Genomic DNA, 18978 nt, shown 5'->3' with positions numbered 1-18978 from the left:
GCGCAATCCCCGGAAGAGGGCGCGCCAGACAGACCTCGCCCTTCAAACTCTAGCGAAGGGCAAAGTGCCTTTTCTTGCTCCAGATAAAAAGACAGCATTGCTGTCCTTTCTGGATTTTTTAATCGCTCCGTTACTCGAAAATATAATATCCCCCACAAAAAAGGGTCTATTTCGGACCTTTATGTCGGTAACTTACAGTTCTCCAACAACAATCCCGGAGCGCCCACCCCCAGCCCTATACCGCTCCAGATAAAACGGCACACAGGACTGGACTGTCCGCGGGGTCAGGCCAAAGGATTCGAATCCGGTTTCACCACCCGGCAACACATTGTCCGTGGCCAACAGGCGCAGGGCGTCATGCGTCAGCAGGGCACCAGGCAGACGCTCCAGCACCGTAGCCTGAAGCCGCGCCAGCCAACCCGGAACGTGGAAGAGCGACTTGTCCTTGCGGGTTTCCTCCAAAACAAGAGTAGCAATATCCGCCATGGTCATGACCGACGGCCCACCGAGCGACCAGACACGCGCCACACTGCCATCCTGCTGGGCCAGAGCCGCGACCACACGCGCAACATCCCCGGCATAAACAGGCTGCACCCGGGTACGCGCACCATAGACAGGTAGCGCAGGCAGGTAGCGGGCAAGCATTGCGAAAAGGTTGAAGAAGTTATCCTCCGGCCCGAATACCACCGAGGGGCGGATGATTGCGGCATCTGGCCGATACTGCTGCACCTGAGCCTCACCCTCGGCACGGCTCCGGGCATAGGCCGAGGACGCCGTGGTGGACGCCCCCAATGCCGACATATGGATAAAGCGCCCCACACCGGCCTGCGCGGCCAGACGGGCGACACGCCCTGCCCCCTCAACATTCACCGCCTTGAGGGTCTGCCGACCAGAGGGCGACAGCACGGCAACAAGGTTGACCACCACATCCGCACCACGCACCACGCAGGCGACCGAAGCATCATCCAGCACCGAGGCATAGAACGGGGCTACCTGCCCCAAACGCCCCAGCGGCCGCAGCAAGGCACCTTGATCTGGCCTGCGACTGGCCACACGCACGGTATAGCCCGCCAGTGCCAACTGCTGCACCACATACTGACCAATAAACCCGTTCCCGCCAAAAACGGCGGCTACCTTGCTGTCACCCATCCTCTAGCGTCCCTCTTCCCATAGCGCGGCTATATGATTGAAAGCATTGTGGTTCATTCCCGCCCGGCAGGCCAGAGAACACCCGAACACAAAATTGCAAAAAAAGTTGTCCGGCCAGTTGACGCCACCCTGCCCACACTGTAAATCCCCCACACCAGCCTGGATACGTTCAGGTTGCCTCTGTGCCCAGATGGCGGAATTGGTAGACGCGCAGGTTTCAGGTACCTGTGGCCGCAAGGTCGTGGAAGTTCGAGTCTTCTTCTGGGCACCAATTTTTTGAGCTTACACAACCACAGCAATGTGTTCTGTTTAAGCTCCAGACTACCCACCACCCCGGCTACAACCGGGTTGCCTCTGTGCCCAGATGGCGGAATTGGTAGACGCGCAGGTTTCAGGTACCTGTGGCCGCAAGGTCGTGGAAGTTCGAGTCTTCTTCTGGGCACCAGCTTTTCTTACAAGATGTTTGTTTGGTTCAGGCGTTAGCGGCATTGCCGCATAACCCCTTTGCTAGGCTTCTGCCTTAGCCTGCCAACCCCACCCCTGCTGATGCAAAATAACGCTGCACTGCTGTGCACATTGCCCCCGCGACCATTGCGCGGTGCCCGGTCTGCCGCAACGCGGCCTCATCCAGCCTGTTGGACATAAAACCCATTTCCACCAGCACGGATGGGATGCGAGCTGACTTGAGGACTGCAAATGCCGCATGCCTGTGCGGATGCGGCAGCAGGATCATCCGCGACTGAAAAGCCGACACAACCGCCCGCGCCATATGGGCCGAACCCTTGCGGCTTTCCTCCGTCACCAGACTTTCCAGAATCCGCTGCACCTCGGGCGATGCACCATGCACCATGGGGCCACCAAAACGGTCGGCACTGTTTTCAATCCGCGCCAGATCAGCCGTCTGACTATCCGACGCCCCGTGGGAATGCGTGTACACGCTCGCCCCGCGCACGGTGGCATTCTGGAGCGCATCCGCATGCATGGAAATAAATAAAGATGCCTGATGCTGCTGGGCAAGCTCCACCCGACCATCCAGCGGTACAAAACGGTCCGCCGTGCGAGTCATACCCACACGGTAACGGCCCGTTGCCAGCAACTGCCTGCGCAGCTCCATGGCTGCGGCCTCGGCCACATGCTTCTCATATGTACCGGAAAAGCCAATGGCCCCAGGGTCTTTGCCACCATGACCGGGGTCAAGCATGACCAACGGCAGTTCCGGCCTGGCCTGACCAATCACAGCAGGGGCATGCAAGGTTTTATGGGCTACCCGACCAGCCGCCAGCAAAGGCGTTGCCACACACTGACTGGCCACCAAACCTGCCACAAGCTGCCTGCGCCGCAGCACAACCCCGTCGCGCAGCCATATGCCACCCTCAGCGCGCCATGCCATGCCTGTACCCTTACTGTATTGCGAAGACATATCATCTTACCATGAAAGCCCGACGCCACAGCATAAAAAACTGCCCAGCATGCCGCCCGTGTAACATGAATGACTTGCAGACTGCCGTCATTTGCGCCATGCTCGGAAGGCATGCCATGTGGGCGCAAATGCCTGCCATGCATTCCACGTTTTCCTTGTCCCGCCCACCAGGACCTGAAAGTCGCCCAGACTACGCCCTTTCAGGCACGATGGCGGAAAGGAAAACCCCAAGACAGAGGACAGCAACCATTACCCGCCCGACCGCCCAGAACATGACGGACAGACCGCAGGCCACAGGCCACCGTAGCGGCGTCGTTGTGAAGCCTGTGGCGTATGGCGGGCCATGCGTCCTGCCTGTCCCGATGTATGCCTCTTTATCGCCGCCGGAAGCGCCCCTGCTCCGTGCCCTGCCGCCCCGGCAGCCGCACCGCGCAGGCTGGCCACCGGCGTACCGGAGTTTTTCTTTTTATGTCAAAGCGGATGCTTATCGACGCGACACACGCGGAAGAAACGCGCGTGGTCGTGATGGATGGAAACAGACTTGAAGATTACGATGTTGAGTCGGCTGCCAAAAAGCAGCTGAAAGGGAACATCTATCTCGCCCGCGTCATCCGGGTCGAACCGAGCCTTCAGGCTGCTTTTGTTGAATATGGCGGCAACCGGCACGGGTTCCTTGCTTTCAGCGAAATTCACCCCGACTACTACCAGATCCCGGTTGCCGACCGTGAGAAGCTACTGGCCCTTCAGGCGGAAGAGGAAGCCCTGATCGACGGCTCCTCTGACGAGGAAGACGACGACCGCAGCGAAGACACTGCAGCAGCAGCCCCGTCTGACGATGACGCACAGCCCGATGCCAGTGCTCCGGAACAGGATGGTGACGCCGCAGCCGCACAGGCAACGCCCGATTATGTTGGCGGTGAGACCGATACGGGTGAAGAAGCGCTGATCCAGAAGCGCATTGCCCGTTTCCTGCGTAACTACCGGATTCAGGAAGTCATCCGCCGCCGTCAGGTGCTGCTGGTGCAGGTAGTCAAGGAAGAACGCGGCAACAAAGGCGCTGCGCTGACCACCTATATCTCGCTGGCGGGGCGTTACTGCGTGCTTATGCCCAACGCCCTGCGGGGTGGCGGGGTATCACGCAAGATTACCTCCGTTCCCGACCGTCGCCGCCTGCGCGACATTGTCTCCAGCCTCAACCTGCCGCGCGGCATGGCCATGATTGTCCGCACAGCGGGCGCACAGCGGCCGGGGCCAGAAATCACGCGCGATTGCGAATATCTGCTCCATCTGTGGGACGACATCCGCGACCATACGCTCAACTCCATCGCTCCTGCCCTCATTTATGAAGAAGCTAGCCTGGTCAAGCGTGCCATCCGCGATGTGTACACCCGCGAAGTCAGCGAAATTGTCGTTGACGGTGAAAGTGGCTGGAAAGCCGCTCGGGACTTCATGCGTATGCTCATGCCCCAGCACGCCGAAAAGGTGCGCCTGTGGCAGAAAGACAACCAGCCGCTGTTCACGCACTACCGCGTGGAAGGGCATCTGGACGCCATGTTCTCCCCAACGGTGCAGTTGCGCTCTGGTGGGTATCTGGTCATCAACCAGACCGAAGCTCTGGTCGCGATTGACGTTAACTCAGGCAAGGCCACAAGCCAGCGTAATATTGAGGAAACGGCCTTCCGCACCAATCAGGAAGCTGCGGACGAAGTTGCGCGCCAGCTCCGTCTGCGTGATCTGGCTGGCCTGATTGTCATCGACTTCATCGACATGGAGTCCCGCCGCCACAATGCGATGATCGAACGCCGCCTGAAGGATGCGCTGCGCCACGACCGCGCCCGTATCCAGATTGGCTCTATCTCGCACTTTGGCCTGCTGGAAATGTCCCGCCAGCGGCTGCGTCCCTCGGTCGCGGAAGCCGCCTTTATCACCTGCCCGCACTGCAACGGCACCGGCATGGCCCGCAGTGTGGAAAGCTCCGCCCTGCATGTCCTGCGCGAAGTGGAAGAGGAAGGCGCACGCCGTCGCGCATCCGCCATTACGGTCCATGTGGCAGCGGATATTGCGTTCTACATCCTCAACAACAAGCGCGACTGGCTGGGCCAGATCGAGCAGCGCCACCATATGGAAGTGCTGTTTGCTGCGGACTCCACCCTTTCGCCGCCCGATGTCCGTATCGAACAGCGTCAGGCTGCACGGGTTATCCCGCAGCAGTTGCCGCCCGTAGAGAACGTGATCGTCGCGGACGACACCAACCTGACTGTCGAGCAGGACAGCGCCCCTGTTGCAGAACAGGATGAGGCCGTTGCCACTGCCCCCACCACCAACGCTGATGAGGACGAACCGCGCCGCCGTCGCCGTCGCCGTCGCCGTCGGGGTGGCAATGGGAACAACGCCGCTGCCCAGACTGCCGACACCACGGCCGAGCCTCAGGACGACTCTTCCGCTCCGGTGGAAGAGCAGGATGAGCAGCCCGAAGCCACAGGCAACCTTGTTCCCGGCCGCCGCAGGACACGCCACTCCCGCGTGCGCCGTTCGGATGCGGACAGCGTTGAGCAGACGGTTGAAATTGCTGAAGGGCCTGCCCCGCAGCGCCCGGTGTGGAATGGCCCCACCCCTGCGAATCCGTTCAGCCACGAGCACGATATTTTCGAGCTTCTGGAACGCGGCGTGCAGCAGCATAACAACGCCCCGGCTGAAGCGCAGGAAAAAAAGGCTCCTTCCGCACCCCAGCGTGAGGAAACCAAGCCCACCACCGAAGCAGATGCTACGCATGAGGCCCCTGCTGAAGAGGACAACGTGGTAGCCGCCGACGTTGTGGAGGTGGAGGAAGCCCCCAAGCCCCGCCGCAGGACCACACGCCGCAAGGCCCCTGCTGCAAAATCTGCCAACGAGGCTGAAACTGAGGCTGCTCAGGCCGAAGACGCACCTGCAGAGGCCACAGACGAGGCAGAACCGGCCAAGCCGACACGCCGCCGCGCTGCCCCTCGCCGCAAGGCTGCCACTACAGCCCCACAGGCCGAGGACACAGCCGCAGAGACGGTGGAAGACGCGGAACCGGCCAAGCCGACACGCCGCCGCACAACCCGCAAGGCTGCCAAGCCAGCCGCTGAAGATAAAACCATTGCCGCCAACGTGGCAGAGGATGTCAAAAGCGAAGCGGCTGAACCGGTTGTCCAGCCTATCGTGATTGAGGACAGCCCCCCTGTCGCACGCCGCCGCACCGGCTGGTGGGCGCGCTAGGAGCCTCAAACCCCTGCAAGAGGGCGGCAGCAATGCCGCCCTCTTGTGATTCTGCCGGTTTCGCTTCCTGCCCAGCGTGTGGTAGGAGAGCATCAGCAGTATACAGCCCAGCCCACCGGAGTTTCCATGACCAAGCCCCTGCCAAACAGCCCGACCGAAAACACTTTCGGCCAGGAGCACCATGGGCATATGGTTCTGGCCTTACCAAAAGGCCGTATTCTCAAGGCGGTAACCCCTCTTATCAGCCACACCGGCATGGCTCCGTCGGACGATTGCCTGGAAGGTGGCAGCCGCAAGCTACGCTTTTCCACCCAGGACCCGACTGTGGATGTCGTGCGGGTTCGCTCCTTTGACGTTGCAACCTTTGTGGCGTCAGGCGGGGCTCAGATCGGCATTTGCGGGGCGGATGTTCTGGCTGAATTCGACTACCCCGAAATTTATACCCCGCTGGACCTGGGGATTGGTGCATGCCGCATTTCTGTCGCGCAGGCAGCCCATCTACCCCATGACCCGCAGGAATGGGCGCGCTGGTCCGAGGTCCGGGTTGCGACCAAATACCCCACCATCACCCGCCGCTTTTTTGCGGCACGGGGCATTAACGCCACAATCGTGCACCTGCATGGCGCTATGGAACTGGCCCCCATGCTCGGCCTGTCCCGGTTGATTGTTGATCTGGTTGATACCGGCTCCACCCTGCGCGCCAATGGCCTGAAGGAAGTGGAAACCATTTCCCATGTCACCAGCCGCCTGATTGTGAACAGAACCGCGCTGAAAACCCAGCCGGAACGCATTGGCAGCATTTTGTCGCGCTTTCGCGCGGCGTTGACGGCACTCTCCCCCGCGACGGAAAATGTGTAAGGCAAACAATACCCCATGAAACGGCTTGATACACGCGACGCAGATTTCGAAACCGCCTTTACCGCCCTGCTGGACAGCCGGGAAGAACAGGGCCAGGAAGTCAACAAGCCCGTGGCCGACATTCTGTCCGCCGTCCGCCGCGAGGGCGATGCCGCCCTGTGCGCCCTGACAGAGCGTTTTGACAACCTTGCCGTCACACCCCAGACCCTTGCCTTTACCCCGGATGAGGTCGCTCAGGCCCGCGCCCAGGTCAGCCAGGACCTGCTGGATGCGCTGGACGTTGCCGCCCGCAGGATAGAAGACTTCCACCGTAAGCAGCTCCCTGCCGACATCCGCTATACGGACGACGTCGGGATGACACTGGGCATGCGCTGGATTCCGCTCGACGCTGCCGGGCTTTACGTGCCTGGTGGCAAGGCCGCCTATCCGTCGTCAGTGTTGATGAACGCCATCCCCGCCAAGGTAGCGGGTGTGCAGCGCCTTGCCATGTGCGTGCCCACACCCTCTGGCGTGATCAACCCGCTGGTGCTGGCCGCCGCCGACCGGGCTGGCATAACGGAAATCTATCGTGTCGGGGGCGCTCAGGCCGTTGGGGCCATGGCCTATGGCACCCAGACCATCCGCCCGGTGGACCGCATTGTCGGCCCTGGCAACGCCTATGTGGCCGAAGCCAAGCGACAGGTGTTTGGTCATGTCGGGATCGACAGCATTGCAGGCCCGTCAGACGTGGTTGTGATTGCCGATTCGGGGTCAGACCCGCGGGTCATCGCCCTGGACCTGCTGGCTCAGGCTGAGCATGACGAACTGGCACAATCCACCCTGATTACGCCCGACGCTGCCTTTGCCGACACTGTTATCGAGGCCGTGGAAAAAGAACTGGGTGTGCTGTCACGCGCAGCCATTGCCGGTGCAAGCTGGGCACGCAACGGAGCGGTGCTGATTACCCGCGACATGCGTGAAGCCGTGGAACTGGCCAACCGCCTTGCCCCAGAACATCTGGAACTGATGGTGGATGATCCGGAGGCCCTTTTTGCCCATGTCCGCCACGCCGGAGCGGCTTTTCTCGGCCGTTTCTGCCCTGAAGCCGTTGGTGATTACGTAGGTGGCCCCAACCACGTTCTGCCCACCTCCCGCACAGCCCGCTTTGCCTCGGGCCTGTCGGTGCATGACTTTATGAAGCGCACGACTTTCCTGTCCGGCGGGCCTGATGCCCTGCGCCGGATTGGCCCGTCCGCAGTGGCTCTGGCCCATGCCGAAGGGCTTGAAGCCCATGCGCTGAGTGTTTCCGCCCGGCTCGATGCCCTAGCGGCAAAAACAGCTAACGCTTGACCCGCAAGCGCCCCTCCACCATACCTGCGGGCCACAGACCCGCAATTTCAGCATACACAAAGGATGCTAATGTCTAAAGAAGACATGATTGAATTCAGCGGCACAGTTACCGAACTGCTGCCCAATGCCATGTTCCGCGTCAAGCTGGACAATGAACACGTCATTCTTGCCCATACCAGCGGCAAGATGCGCAAGAACCGTATCCGTGTTCTGGCTGGCGACCGGGTCAACGTGGAAATGACCCCGTACGACCTGACAAAAGGCCGCATTACCTTCCGTTTCAAGTAAGCTACCGGTGTCCACCCCCACCCAGGAAGCGCCCGGCACTTTGGAGCAGGCGCCCCTTCTGGTCCTGGCCTCTGCTTCTGCACGCCGGATCGACCTGCTGCGCCAGATCGGGCTCACGCCCGACCGCATCCTGCCAGCCGATATAGACGAAACGCCAAAGCGCAACGAAACACCACGCCTTTACGCGCAGCGCATGGCGGCCACCAAAGCCAATACTGTTGCCCTCAACACGGTAGAGCCCGCCCTGATTGTGGCGGCGGATACTGTGGTGGCCCTTGGCCGCCGTATTCTGCCCAAAGCGGAAGACCGCGAGACTGCCCGGACTTGCCTGACAGCCTTATCCGGCAGACGGCATACAGTCCTGACCGCGGTAGCGGTTGCCCCCTCCCCCGCCTGGACAAAAGGGCGGCCTGCTGCACGGCTGGTTGAAACTGCCGTTGCTTTTTCCCGCCTGACCGAACAGCAGATAACCGCCCTGCTGGACGCAGGAGACTGGGACGGCAAAGCAGGTGGATACGCCCTGCAAGGCCATGCTGCGGCTTTTATCCGCTTTCTGTCGGGCAGTGCCTCGGCCGTTATTGGCCTACCGTTGTTTGAAACCGCACAGTTGCTCCGCGGGCAACCCGGACGATGGCTGGCGTGACCACGCTGCTGCATATCGCCTCCTCCCCCGGCGAAATGCGTCTGGCTGTCAGCGACCACTCTGTTCTTGTTGACTTCGCCCTCTGGCGCCCCGGAGCGCCCGATGGTGTGGGAGACCTGTATAGCGGGCGTATCACAACCCTTGTGCCGTCCATGGGCGGTGCTTTTGTCCAGATCGGGCTGGAGGCGGAAGGCTTTATGCCCCTGCCCCAGGGCAGCCCGGCCCTGACAGAAGGCCAGTCCATTACCACACGCATCACCCGGGCAGCACAGGGTGGCAAAGGTGTGCGACTCGCGCTGGTCGACACAACCCCCGCTGCTGCACCTGGTACACGCCTTGCCCCCGGCCCCACACCTTTGGACAGGCTGGCAGCACAATGGCCTCAGGCAAACATCTGTGTGGACACACCCGCAGCGGCGGCCCGCATCCCGCACAGCTTACGTGCACGCCGCCTGCCCGGCTTTGCTCCGCCGCCTGAAGACATTATCAGCGCCTGTGAGGCACTGGAGGAGGACGATGTCTCCCTCCCCGGTGGCATGCGGGCGACCATCACCCCCACACCGGCCCTGACGGCCATTGATATGGATGCCCCACCCACACCGGGGCGGGCACCCAAACAGACTGCGCAGTATGCCGCCAACAGGGACGCCCTGCCCGCCTTGATGCGCCAGATCCGCCTACGCAATATCTCCGGTGCGATCCTTGTTGACCCAGCCGGGCTGGCAGCCCGCAAGAGGCAGGCCCTGCTGGAGCCCACCCGCGCCGCGTTGGAAGAAGACCCATTGCGCCCACGCTGCCTTGGCGTCACCGCCTTGGGCCTGATTGAAATCGTGCGTGCCAGGATACACCCTTCGCTGGCAGAACTCCGCAATAGCCCCCACGGCCGTGCCCTCAAAGCCTTGCAGCATATTGTAACCTCTGCACCAGCCAGCACCGTCCTGCGGGGGGGCAGCCGCATTATTCAGGCGCTGGAACAGGATAGTGAAGCACTGGCCGACTGTCGCAGCCAGCTTGGCCACCCCCTTGCCCTGCACCTTGACCCCACCCTGCCCGACCTGCACTGGACATTGCACACACCATGACCCGCGCCGCTCCGTCATGCCCTATCTGCGGGCAGCCCGTTAACCAGACCTTTCGCCCCTTCTGCTCACGCCGCTGTGCCGACGTTGACCTTGGACGCTGGTTTTCGGAAGACTATCGGGTGCCCACAGCAGAGCCTGCACCGCCCACCGAGCAAGAAAACTGAAATAAATCAGCAAACACCGCTTGATCTCTCCGACTGGCTGGGATAAACCCTCTCTCACGCCGCAAGGCTGCGGTGCCCAAGTAGCTCAGTTGGTAGAGCATGCGACTGAAAATCGCAGTGTCACTGGTTCGATCCCGGTCTTGGGCACCACTTTATATCCCCCTAAAAATTAGCTCGTTTTTGGCGTCACACCTTGTTCCAGTTAGCAGATTTGCGTCTATCTGGATGGCAGGTGGCATACACAACAAGACTGCGCCCGCAGGGTTGCCCTGTATGCCGCACTGTCTCTTGGCCAAAAACACATGGCTCTCAGCCCGTGTGGCGCAGAAAGCCGGGGGTTTTTTGCCCCTTTCAACTCTGTTACATATCAGGATGACTGCAACCGCAGGACCCTTGGCGGCTTATCCTCCATTCTGTTCGCCTTGAATATTAAGAGTGTAAACCATTTTATTGTCAGAGGTGGCGCGTGTTCAAAATCAAGAAGTCTGCCGGGGTCAGAGTTACGTTTGGCGTGCATCGCAGAATCAAAAAGGGGAACACCGCCCGCGCCCAGAAAAACTGGCAGGAAGCTGAGCAGCATTACCTCTCCGCGCTGGATAAGGACAAAAGCCTGACCCATATCTGGGTACAAGTCGGCCACATGCGGCGTGAAATGGGCGACAGGCACGGTGCCGCCAACGCCTATGTGACCGCGTTTTTGAACAACACCCAGCATGAAGAAGCACACACCTTTACCGCTGAGTATTTTGACAGCGCCGATCAGGATTTGCAGGACCGCGCCAAAAAGATACTCAAATGGCGCTCCTCTGACGAAAATCTTTCAAAAACCGTTTTCTTTGATGTTACCGATCTGCTGCTCCATTTCTGGCGCCGCCGCATCCCCACGGGAATCCAGCGCATTCAAAGTGAAGTTGTTTTTGCAGCACTGGAAGAATCTCCGACGACTGTTGGCACCTGTGTGTTTCTATCCGGGCCAAAAGCCTGGGTACAGTTACCGAATGAGCTGTTTAAAAGCCTGATTACAACCTCCAAACACAGTGCGGACCCCAAAGACCCCATCTGGCAGGCGGAAATTGAACAGTTAAGAACATTCCTTGCAATTTCAGGCGACATGCCTTTCCGGCGTGGCACCTGCATTGTCTCGCTTGGTTCCAACTGGTCTGTGAAAAATTACTTCCAGAGCCTTGAACATCTCAAACAGGCTTATGGTATAAAGTATATTCCTTTTATTCATGATCTGATCCCGACCATCCACCCGGAATTCTGCGTGGATAAGCTGGTTTCGGATTACAATATCTGGATCGAAAAAATCATTGACCATGCAGCGACTTTTCTTGCCAATTCAGAATCGACCAAAAGAGACCTGCAAAACTTCATCTCCGCATCATCCCGTTCCACACAGGACAAGGGGATTGAGGTTGTACCACTCGATGCCAGGCTTGGGGCGGACACTCCTCTGCCTCCGACTGGGCAGGCAAACAGCATAACCCTGCCAGAAAAATTTGTTCTGCTGGTTTCCACCATCGAGCCCCGCAAAGGCCACCTGCTGACGGCACAAGCCTGGAAGCTACTCCAGGAAAAGCATGGGGCCGATACCCCCTACCTAGTCTGCATTGGCGGCAAAGGCTGGAAAGCCGACCTTTTTTATGACTACCTGAAACGTCATAAAATTGTCTCAAAGAAAATCATCATCATCCACGACGTGTCTGATAGCCTGCTTTTTGACGCCTATCGCAAATGTTTGTGCACGGTTTATCCAAGCCTTTACGAAGGATGGGGGCTGCCTGTGACTGAATCCCTCTGCTTTGGCAAGGTGCCTGTTGTTGCGGATAACTCTGCACTACTGGAATCCGGAGGTGATTTTGCAGTCTATTTCAAAACCAATGATGCGGCTGACCTGTGCCGGGCCATAGAAAAAGTGACGTTTGACAATACCTTGCGCCACACTCTGGAGGCCAGGATTGCCAGTGACTTCAAACCCCGCGAATGGCATGAACTGGCGCGCCAGATCCTTGCTACTGTCGCCCGCGTCAGCCACCCGGACTAACGCCCTGCCCTGTACACAGGCCCCCATCCGGGGGCTGACACCGCAAACGCAAGACGCCTTACCCACCCACAGCAAGGCGCACCCCGACCACTCCTGCTTGTAAGAAACCGCAGCACACCTGTATCGTGGTAAGGTATCTCCAGCGTCGAGGTCATTGTGATAGGTTCAGCGCCGTTTATTTTACCCCTGCATGATCTCAGACCTCTTGAAATCACAGCACTCGTTTGCTCTGTGGGCGCATGCGCCATTACTTACCACCTGCGGCGTAGAGACGTCCGCCGTACCATACCCACCAATTGGCTGTGCCTGACATCACTCTTCTTTGGTGTCACAATATGGTCCGGGCATTTTATTGCCATGTGCCGCTTTCTGGGAACAGATGCGGTCGCCATTAACCTGCCTGCTGAAATTATTTCTTTCCTGATTACTATTTGCGGGTTTTTTCTGGCTTTCAGAATCATCGACCGCAAAATTGGCGGCAGGATTTCCAGCTACCTGGTTGGTCTTGTCATCGGGCTTGATATTGTTACCATCCATTGCCTGGGCAAAATATTCATCATCCCGCCCAATGCCACCGTCTATGCCCTGAATACCCCGCTGCCAGACACCCTGATCACTGGCCTGTCCTTTATCATCACATGGATGGGTATTTCGGCATATATGATTGATTACTATGGGCGCAAGGATGCGTTGCAACATTTCAAGCATCTTGCCTCTACCGACTCTCTGACCGGGTTACCCAACCGCGCAAGCTTTGAGGATTTTCTGGCCGAAGCCATTACGCAGTGCCGCAAAAACAGACACAAAGCCGCTGTTCTGATTATTGACCTGAACCGGTTTAAGGAAATCAATGACGAACATGGCCACCACGCGGGAGACGAGGTGCTGCGTGTCATGGGGGATCGGCTGAAACAGCTTGTGAATGAAACACAGGCCTTTATAGCCCGGCTGGGTGGTGACGAGTTTGTGGCCATCCTGACCAAAGCGGACATTCATGATGTTCGGAGTTTTGCCAAATCACTCCAACGGCTGGCATCCCACCCGATCATGCTGAATACGCACCCTTTAAAAATAAGCTGTAGTATTGGTATTTCCATGTTCCCTGAAGATGGGGAGAGCCAGGAAACACTCATGCGGCAGGCCGATCTTGCCATGTATTCCTGCAAGCGCAGCAACAGCAATGATCTGTTTTTTTCCTCCGCCCCGCCTCCGGACCATGACAAGGTTCTGGCTTAGCCTGCCTGCCAGATAATCGGCCTAAGCAGCGGGTGTTCCATAAAGGCACACCCGCAAACCCTCTTAGGACAGATGGGTAAAGACAACCTGATCCTGCAAGCGGGATTTAGGCAGCTTGGCGTTAAAGTCATCTTCCGAATGATAGCCAAGGGCTACAATAACCGCAGGGATCAACCCCTGTTCTTTCAGCTTCAGCTCTTCTGCAAGGGTGGCGGCATCAAACCCTTCCATCGGGGTGGCATCAACCCCCAGCAGCCCGGCTGACAGCAGCAAAAAGCCTTGGGCAATATACGTCTGCTTCTGGGTCCAGGTGGGGACATCACCTGCCTGCTCGTGCAGACCGACAAAACCGGCACGGGCTTTCTCTGCGGTTGTACGGGCCTCTGCATTGGCAAAACGCCCGTCAGCCTGCTCCTGATCTGCCAGGGAGCGCAGGTAATCCGGGTTCAGGTTATCACGTGCGCACAGCACGACCACATGAGAAGCATTGAGGACACGCGGTGCATTGAAGGCAAACACACCGCTGGTAGCTTTTGCAATCCGCGCCTTGCCTGCATCTGTATCCGCGACAAAAAAGTGCCACGGCTGGGAATTGACCGAGGACGGGCTGTAGCGCAGGGCCGCAAGCAGTTGCGTTACAATATCTGATGGGATTGTGCGGCTTTTGTCATAAGCCTTGGCCGTGTAGCGTTTGGTCAGAGTGTCAACAACAGTCACGACATATCTCCTTGCGCGGGCAGGATGCCTTTAATACGGCCCTCAGGTTCGCAATTTCTGACCATGAAGTCAAAAACCACAGACTGAGTCGCACCTCTGACATTATCAACGCCCTGAATGCGGCCAATAGACAGAGCATGCAGCCATGCTGTGGGCTATGCCCCTGCCAACGCTACGGATATGCCGCCACCCCCACCGGCCAGCCCGGCCCCATCACTGGGGGCCGCGCCGACCTAGAAGCACGGTGGGTGTCTTATTTCTTCAGCAGTTCAAACGTCAGGCCACCTGCACCAGCAGACAGACGTGCCCCTTTGGCGCTGCTTTCAATTTTCAGGCGTACGCCGTTCTTGTTCTCATACACGCTGCCACCAAGGCCCCGACCCAGCGTGGCCTCACCATTGGCCTGGGCAAAGGTGCCTGCCATGTCCTCTGCCCGGTGCAGGTTATAAACCTCACCCCGGCTGACCACTTCCGAGAAACCAACAGCCGCAATCTGCCCGCCACTGACCTTGTAATGATAGTTATGGCCCTGAAAATGCAGTGTTGCCTGCCCCCAGGTGTAACCCACGCCCACATCGGCTGATTTGGTGCGGATAACCACACTGCCGCTGGGCTTGCCCATTGCACTCTCTTCCGCCATCGCGGCGGGGGCCAGAGTGGCAAACGACAGTGCGGCGGCGGCAACAATCGGAGTAAAACGCATGTTGGAAACTCCTGTCTTATTTATTATCGACCCGGAACCCGATTGGATCGGATCATGTCCCTAACGCCACACAGCATTGTGGGTTCATTGGGCAATATTAGGGCACGCAAGACAGGAGAGGTGCAAAAACACCACAGCGTCCACCAGTATGCTGTGACATTTCTGTTATCAGCCCCATGGACAGCCGACCAAGTGGGCTTTTTATAAAAACAAAAACCTGCGCTCCCCCACCCTGCTCTGAAAAAGAGCAGGGTAAAGGCAGTGCAGGCAACCGGTTACTATCGGGTTGCTATTACCAGGCATATCCAATGCTTGCCTGGGCATTGCGACGTTCACCGTAGTAGCAGAACGCCTGTCCGTAAGACGCATAAGCCATGCAGTTGGACACATAATGCTTGTCAAACAGGTTGCGAACGCTGGCCGAAGCTGTCCACCCATGCAGCGAGGGGGAAAGATGCGACAGGTCGTAACGGAGCGAGCCATCAAACAGCGCATACTGCGGCACCCAGACGCTGCCGTCATCACCCTCGCCACCATAGGCTTTGGATGTGTAGCGCATGCCACCCCCAAAACCGAGCCCCTTCAGCGGGCCAGACGGCATGGTATAGAAGGCGAACAGTGACGCATTGCCTTTACCGGACTGAATAAGCGGCTTGCCGGTGGAATCGTCATGCACCTTCTGAACACTGACAGCAGCGGTCAGCAGCAGGCCCTTGTAAACATCGGCGTGGGCCTCAAACTCAAACCCATCTGAATGCACCTTGCCACTTTGAACACTGTAGGGAAGGCTCCCAACAGACACGAGCACATTGGTCTGTTCAATATGGAACCCCGCAGCCGTCAGCAGGACCTGCGTGCCGGGGATCTGATACTTCACACCACCTTCAAGCTGTTTGCCAACGGACGGGTCAGCCTGATGCATGGTGCGGCCACCATCGCTGGACACAAGGCCAGACTGCGGCTGAAAGGATGTGGAATAGCTGATGTAGGGCGAAAGACCGAACTTGAAATGGTACAGCCCCGATGCCCGCCAGGTAATCTGGCTGGTGTTCTGCCGTGTATCGGAACCCGAGAGATGCTCCATCTGGTGCGACTGATACCAGTCATTACGCAGGCTGCCGTTAAGCACCAGTCCACGCCAGCGGATTTCGTCCTGACCATACACACCAATCTGGTGGGAATCAGCCGAATAGCGACCCAGCACATCCTGCGGGGCAAAGAACATATGGTAATTCGGGTGCAGCACATTCAGGTCGGGGGCATCACCCTGCGTATAAATCTCGTTCGCCTGCTGCCACATGTAATCGTAACCGAACATAAGGCCATGGGTGAGCGGGCCAGTATGAACACGCCCTTTGAACTGGCTGTCAAACGCCAGGTTATGCACGTGTTCTTTCGTGCCGTAAGCATAGCGCGGCACGGTATCTACACTGCTATAGTAGCCTGCGTCATAGGTGCTGCGCTGGTCAACCTTGATATCATCATACCGACCGCGTGAGCTAAAGCTCCAGTCGTCGTTAAAGCGATGGTTGAAGATATAGGTAAACGCGCCATGTTTGCGGTTAAATTTTTCAACCTCAACATCACCATCATAGAAATTCCTTGGCAGATAGCCAAAGGATGCAGGCTTGAGCGAGCCGACAAGCGGCACACCACCATAGGTGCCACTTTCTGGGTCATACTGGTAATTACCCAGCAGAGTCAGCGTTGTCGGGCCATCTCCCCCCACTGAAATAACCGGGCTGATAGAAAAGCGCCTGCTGCCTGTTTTGGACAACTGCGTATGCTGGCCATTGGCCGTGCCATAAACACGATAGCGGACAAAGCCGTTATCCGTTGCAAACCCACCGACATCGGCATCCACACGGTAAAGATCAAACATACCGCCGGTGGTATTCACGCTGCCATAAAAACGCTGTGCTGTTGTCAGCTTGCTGGACAGCGCCGCAAGCCCGCCCGGGCTGGACTGACCATACAGGGCAGATGCCGGGCCTTTGAGGATTTCAATCCGGCTCAGGCGTGAGGTGTCGGTCTGTGCTTCGGCATAACCTGTGGGGCTACCTTGTAGTTTCAGACCATCCAGAAAAGTAGGAACGCTGAAACCACGCAGAAGAAACTGGTCGTACCGTGTGCCAATGCCACCACGCAGGTCGGGGGTAATACCCGCCGCGTAACGCACCGCCTGGTTAAGGCTGAGCACACCGCGCACATCCATTTCATTTCGGGAAACAACAGTGACAGACTGGGCAGTTTCAACAAGCGGGGTATCGCTTTTGGTTGCGGATGACGCAACGGTGGAGCCTTTGCGGCCGCGCACCTCGACCTGTTCGATCAGCGATTTATTACCCTTGGACTTGCCAGTCGCAGCCCGTGCCGGGGCTGTCGCCCCATGTTGCCCTGGCTTGTCGGTTTTTTTCGGCTGATCAGCGGCGAAAGCCACATCGCTCAGAATGAACGAAAAAAGAACCGAGTAAATAATCCTACTACGCTGCATACCTAACCTATTTTCTACGCTGGCTCTGGCACCCCGGGTATTAGCGACCGGTTCAGATATTAATAATAATTCTCAGTTGCAGGGATAATCGCACTCAGCCGATGGATGCAAGAGGCCAGGCCGCTCTTGGCCCAAACGCGAATAAATTACGCCTGAACACCAATGCAACCATCGTTCACGACGGCTTACCCCGCCCTCAAATATGGCAAAAAACCCATGGTATATGGCTGCGAAGGAGCGTCCGATCCCGCACAAAACCATTTTTTTACAATTGGTTAGATATGTTTTTTAGGATCTTGGATGCACAGGTCAGCTATCATGACGCTGCTGTTGCAGGCCACACAGCATCTGCCATCTTTGCAAGTGCGACTGCTTTGCAACAACAGCAGATTTATTGTTATCGCTGCCTATGGCTGCACACAACCACCATACGCACGGTCAGCGGTGTTGGAGCTATTTGAGGGTTCCGGGTGCCACCCCAAATATACGGCGGAACATTGTGCTAAAGCTGCCCGCGTTATCATACCCCAGATCAAATGCGACTTCCGCAATGGATTTACCCGCTGCAATGCGCGAGGCAGCCTCCACCACCCTGACCCGCCGCCGCCATGCGGCAAAACCCATGCCCATTTCCACCTGAAACAGGCGGGTGAACGTACGTCTGGCCATACCAGCCTCACGCGCCCAGTAATCAATATCATGCCGGTCGCCTGGCTCGGCGGTTATGGCCTCGCACACGCGCCGCAGGCGGGGGTCGGCAGGCAGTAACAGGCGCTCAGCAAGCCGTGGGGCACGTTCAATCTCATCCAGCAGCAGCGCGGCTATGGCTGACATGCGGGCGTCCATCGCAAACTCGTACCGCATGGCTATGATTTCATCCACAAGCCCCCGCATGAGGGTGGAAACATCAAACACCTTGCATGAGGGATGGGCACCACCCAGACTGGGGTCAATATAGACAACCTGAAACATCAGGTCTGTGCGGCACAAGCTCTGGTGCAATGTGTCAGCCGGGATCCACATGCCCTGCCCGACACCCATGACAAAACTGCGGTCAGGCGTGTTGACCGTGACACTCCCCGACAAAAGCAATGACAACTGGCCCCGATCATGAGTGTGAAACCCATCAACAAACCCGCCAGTGTAGCTATCCGCAAAGCCTACAACGGGCGGTGCCGGGCGCGGAATGTCGGCACTGCGTTTCATGACACCCCACTTTCATTGAGTGTTATATGGAAAAAACACGTCGTGAAAAAATATCTTCATTGCCCCATAACAGGCAGCGCCGTGAATTATCGTTCGGTTTGGTTCTTCTGCCAATATAACATCGGGTAATGTTAGGCCACTCTGGCTTTATGAATATTTCTGCGGCCTCTCTGTTTCTGGCATAATCGCAGCACAGCCAACCTCTACGGCTCAGGCGGACAAGGTACAGCACGGCAAATAAGGATCGGGTTTGAACAACCATACCGATGCTGACGACCCGCAGCCTTGAGCACGGAACAGACCGTACTACGAGCACTTATGCCAGATCATCCCCAGCATCTGTCATTTTCTCTAGGCTGCTCTGGCCCAGTATTTGGCCTTCTTGCAATGCAAGGACATATC

At 57.9% G+C, this 18978-nt stretch carries 15 protein-coding genes and 3 tRNA genes; 12 read left to right on the top strand and 6 right to left on the bottom strand.

Annotated features, from left to right (window positions below):
- Positions 1–192 precede the first annotated feature (192 nt).
- On the bottom strand, positions 193–1149 hold the full coding sequence (locus FLP30_RS07970) for a complex I NDUFA9 subunit family protein (protein WP_149279343.1): 957 nt from the start codon (positions 1147–1149) through the stop codon (positions 193–195).
- 184 nt (positions 1150–1333) lie between these two features.
- Between FLP30_RS07970 and FLP30_RS07965 the strand changes: the two genes are divergently transcribed.
- Positions 1334–1420 (top strand) — tRNA-Leu (locus FLP30_RS07965).
- 87 nt (positions 1421–1507) lie between these two features.
- A tRNA-Leu gene (locus FLP30_RS07960) sits at positions 1508–1594 on the top strand.
- A 75-nt stretch (positions 1595–1669) separates the two neighbouring features.
- Here the strand turns inward: FLP30_RS07960 and FLP30_RS07955 are convergent.
- On the bottom strand, positions 1670–2539 hold the full coding sequence (locus tag FLP30_RS07955) for an N-acetylmuramoyl-L-alanine amidase family protein (protein ID WP_149279342.1): 870 nt from the start codon (positions 2537–2539) through the stop codon (positions 1670–1672).
- A 498-nt stretch (positions 2540–3037) separates the two neighbouring features.
- On the opposite strand from FLP30_RS07955, the gene FLP30_RS07950 reads away from it, so the two are divergent.
- The 10 genes from FLP30_RS07950 to FLP30_RS07905 all read left to right on the top strand — a co-directional run bounded on the left by FLP30_RS07950 (position 3038) and on the right by FLP30_RS07905 (position 13456).
- Positions 3038–5809, top strand: coding sequence for an Rne/Rng family ribonuclease (locus tag FLP30_RS07950; RefSeq protein ID WP_456304219.1), 2772 nt, complete (start codon positions 3038–3040; stop codon positions 5807–5809).
- A 126-nt stretch (positions 5810–5935) separates the two neighbouring features.
- Positions 5936–6667, top strand: a complete 732-nt coding sequence (gene hisG / locus FLP30_RS07945; RefSeq protein ID WP_149279340.1) for an ATP phosphoribosyltransferase — start codon at positions 5936–5938, stop codon at positions 6665–6667.
- A 15-nt stretch (positions 6668–6682) separates the two neighbouring features.
- A complete protein-coding gene (hisD, locus tag FLP30_RS07940; RefSeq protein ID WP_149279339.1) occupies positions 6683–7996 on the top strand; it encodes a histidinol dehydrogenase in 1314 nt (437 codons plus the stop codon).
- 69 nt (positions 7997–8065) lie between these two features.
- Positions 8066–8284, top strand: a complete 219-nt coding sequence (infA, locus tag FLP30_RS07935; RefSeq protein WP_025860133.1) for a translation initiation factor IF-1 — start codon at positions 8066–8068, stop codon at positions 8282–8284.
- 7 nt (positions 8285–8291) lie between these two features.
- The gene (locus tag FLP30_RS07930; RefSeq protein WP_149279338.1) at positions 8292–8927 is read left to right on the top strand and encodes a Maf family protein; all 636 of its coding nucleotides are present in this window, start codon (positions 8292–8294) and stop codon (positions 8925–8927) included.
- Positions 8915–10009 carry a ribonuclease E/G gene (locus tag FLP30_RS07925; RefSeq protein ID WP_246856468.1) on the top strand — a complete coding sequence of 365 codons (1095 nt, stop codon included), beginning with the start codon at positions 8915–8917 and terminating at the stop codon, positions 10007–10009. Before FLP30_RS07930 ends, FLP30_RS07925 begins: the two co-directional genes overlap by 13 nt.
- Entirely contained in the window at positions 10006–10173 is a 168-nt protein-coding gene (locus tag FLP30_RS07920; RefSeq protein ID WP_149279337.1) for a DNA gyrase inhibitor YacG, read from the top strand. Before FLP30_RS07925 ends, FLP30_RS07920 begins: the two co-directional genes overlap by 4 nt.
- A 74-nt stretch (positions 10174–10247) precedes the next feature.
- A tRNA-Phe gene (locus tag FLP30_RS07915) sits at positions 10248–10323 on the top strand.
- 316 nt (positions 10324–10639) lie between these two features.
- Positions 10640–12220, top strand: coding sequence for a glycosyltransferase family 4 protein (locus FLP30_RS07910; RefSeq protein WP_149279336.1), 1581 nt, complete (start codon positions 10640–10642; stop codon positions 12218–12220).
- A gap of 357 nt (positions 12221–12577) precedes the next feature.
- A complete protein-coding gene (locus FLP30_RS07905) occupies positions 12578–13456 on the top strand; it encodes a GGDEF domain-containing protein (RefSeq protein WP_168200069.1) in 879 nt (292 codons plus the stop codon).
- A 63-nt stretch (positions 13457–13519) separates the two neighbouring features.
- Here FLP30_RS07905 and nfsB read toward each other — a convergent pair whose 3' ends face one another.
- The 4 genes from nfsB to FLP30_RS07885 form a co-directional block, all read right to left on the bottom strand.
- The gene (gene nfsB, locus FLP30_RS07900; protein WP_149279334.1) at positions 13520–14173 is read right to left on the bottom strand and encodes an oxygen-insensitive NAD(P)H nitroreductase; all 654 of its coding nucleotides are present in this window, start codon (positions 14171–14173) and stop codon (positions 13520–13522) included.
- Positions 14174–14426: 253 nt separating this feature from the next.
- Complete coding sequence (locus tag FLP30_RS07895; protein ID WP_149279333.1) at positions 14427–14876, bottom strand: hypothetical protein; 450 nt, start codon at positions 14874–14876, stop codon at positions 14427–14429.
- Between the two features lie 292 nt (positions 14877–15168).
- Positions 15169–17370 carry a TonB-dependent siderophore receptor gene (locus tag FLP30_RS07890; RefSeq protein ID WP_149279332.1) on the bottom strand — a complete coding sequence of 734 codons (2202 nt, stop codon included), beginning with the start codon at positions 17368–17370 and terminating at the stop codon, positions 15169–15171.
- A gap of 453 nt (positions 17371–17823) precedes the next feature.
- The gene (locus FLP30_RS07885; protein ID WP_149279331.1) at positions 17824–18576 is read right to left on the bottom strand and encodes an AraC family transcriptional regulator; all 753 of its coding nucleotides are present in this window, start codon (positions 18574–18576) and stop codon (positions 17824–17826) included.
- Between the last annotated feature and the right edge of the window lie 402 nt (positions 18577–18978).

Source organism: Acetobacter vaccinii, assembly GCF_008365315.1.
In the GTDB taxonomy this organism is placed as follows: domain Bacteria; phylum Pseudomonadota; class Alphaproteobacteria; order Acetobacterales; family Acetobacteraceae; genus Acetobacter; species Acetobacter vaccinii.
The sequence above is the reverse complement of the archived record's forward strand: the minus strand, read 5'-3'. Positions and strand labels throughout refer to the sequence as shown.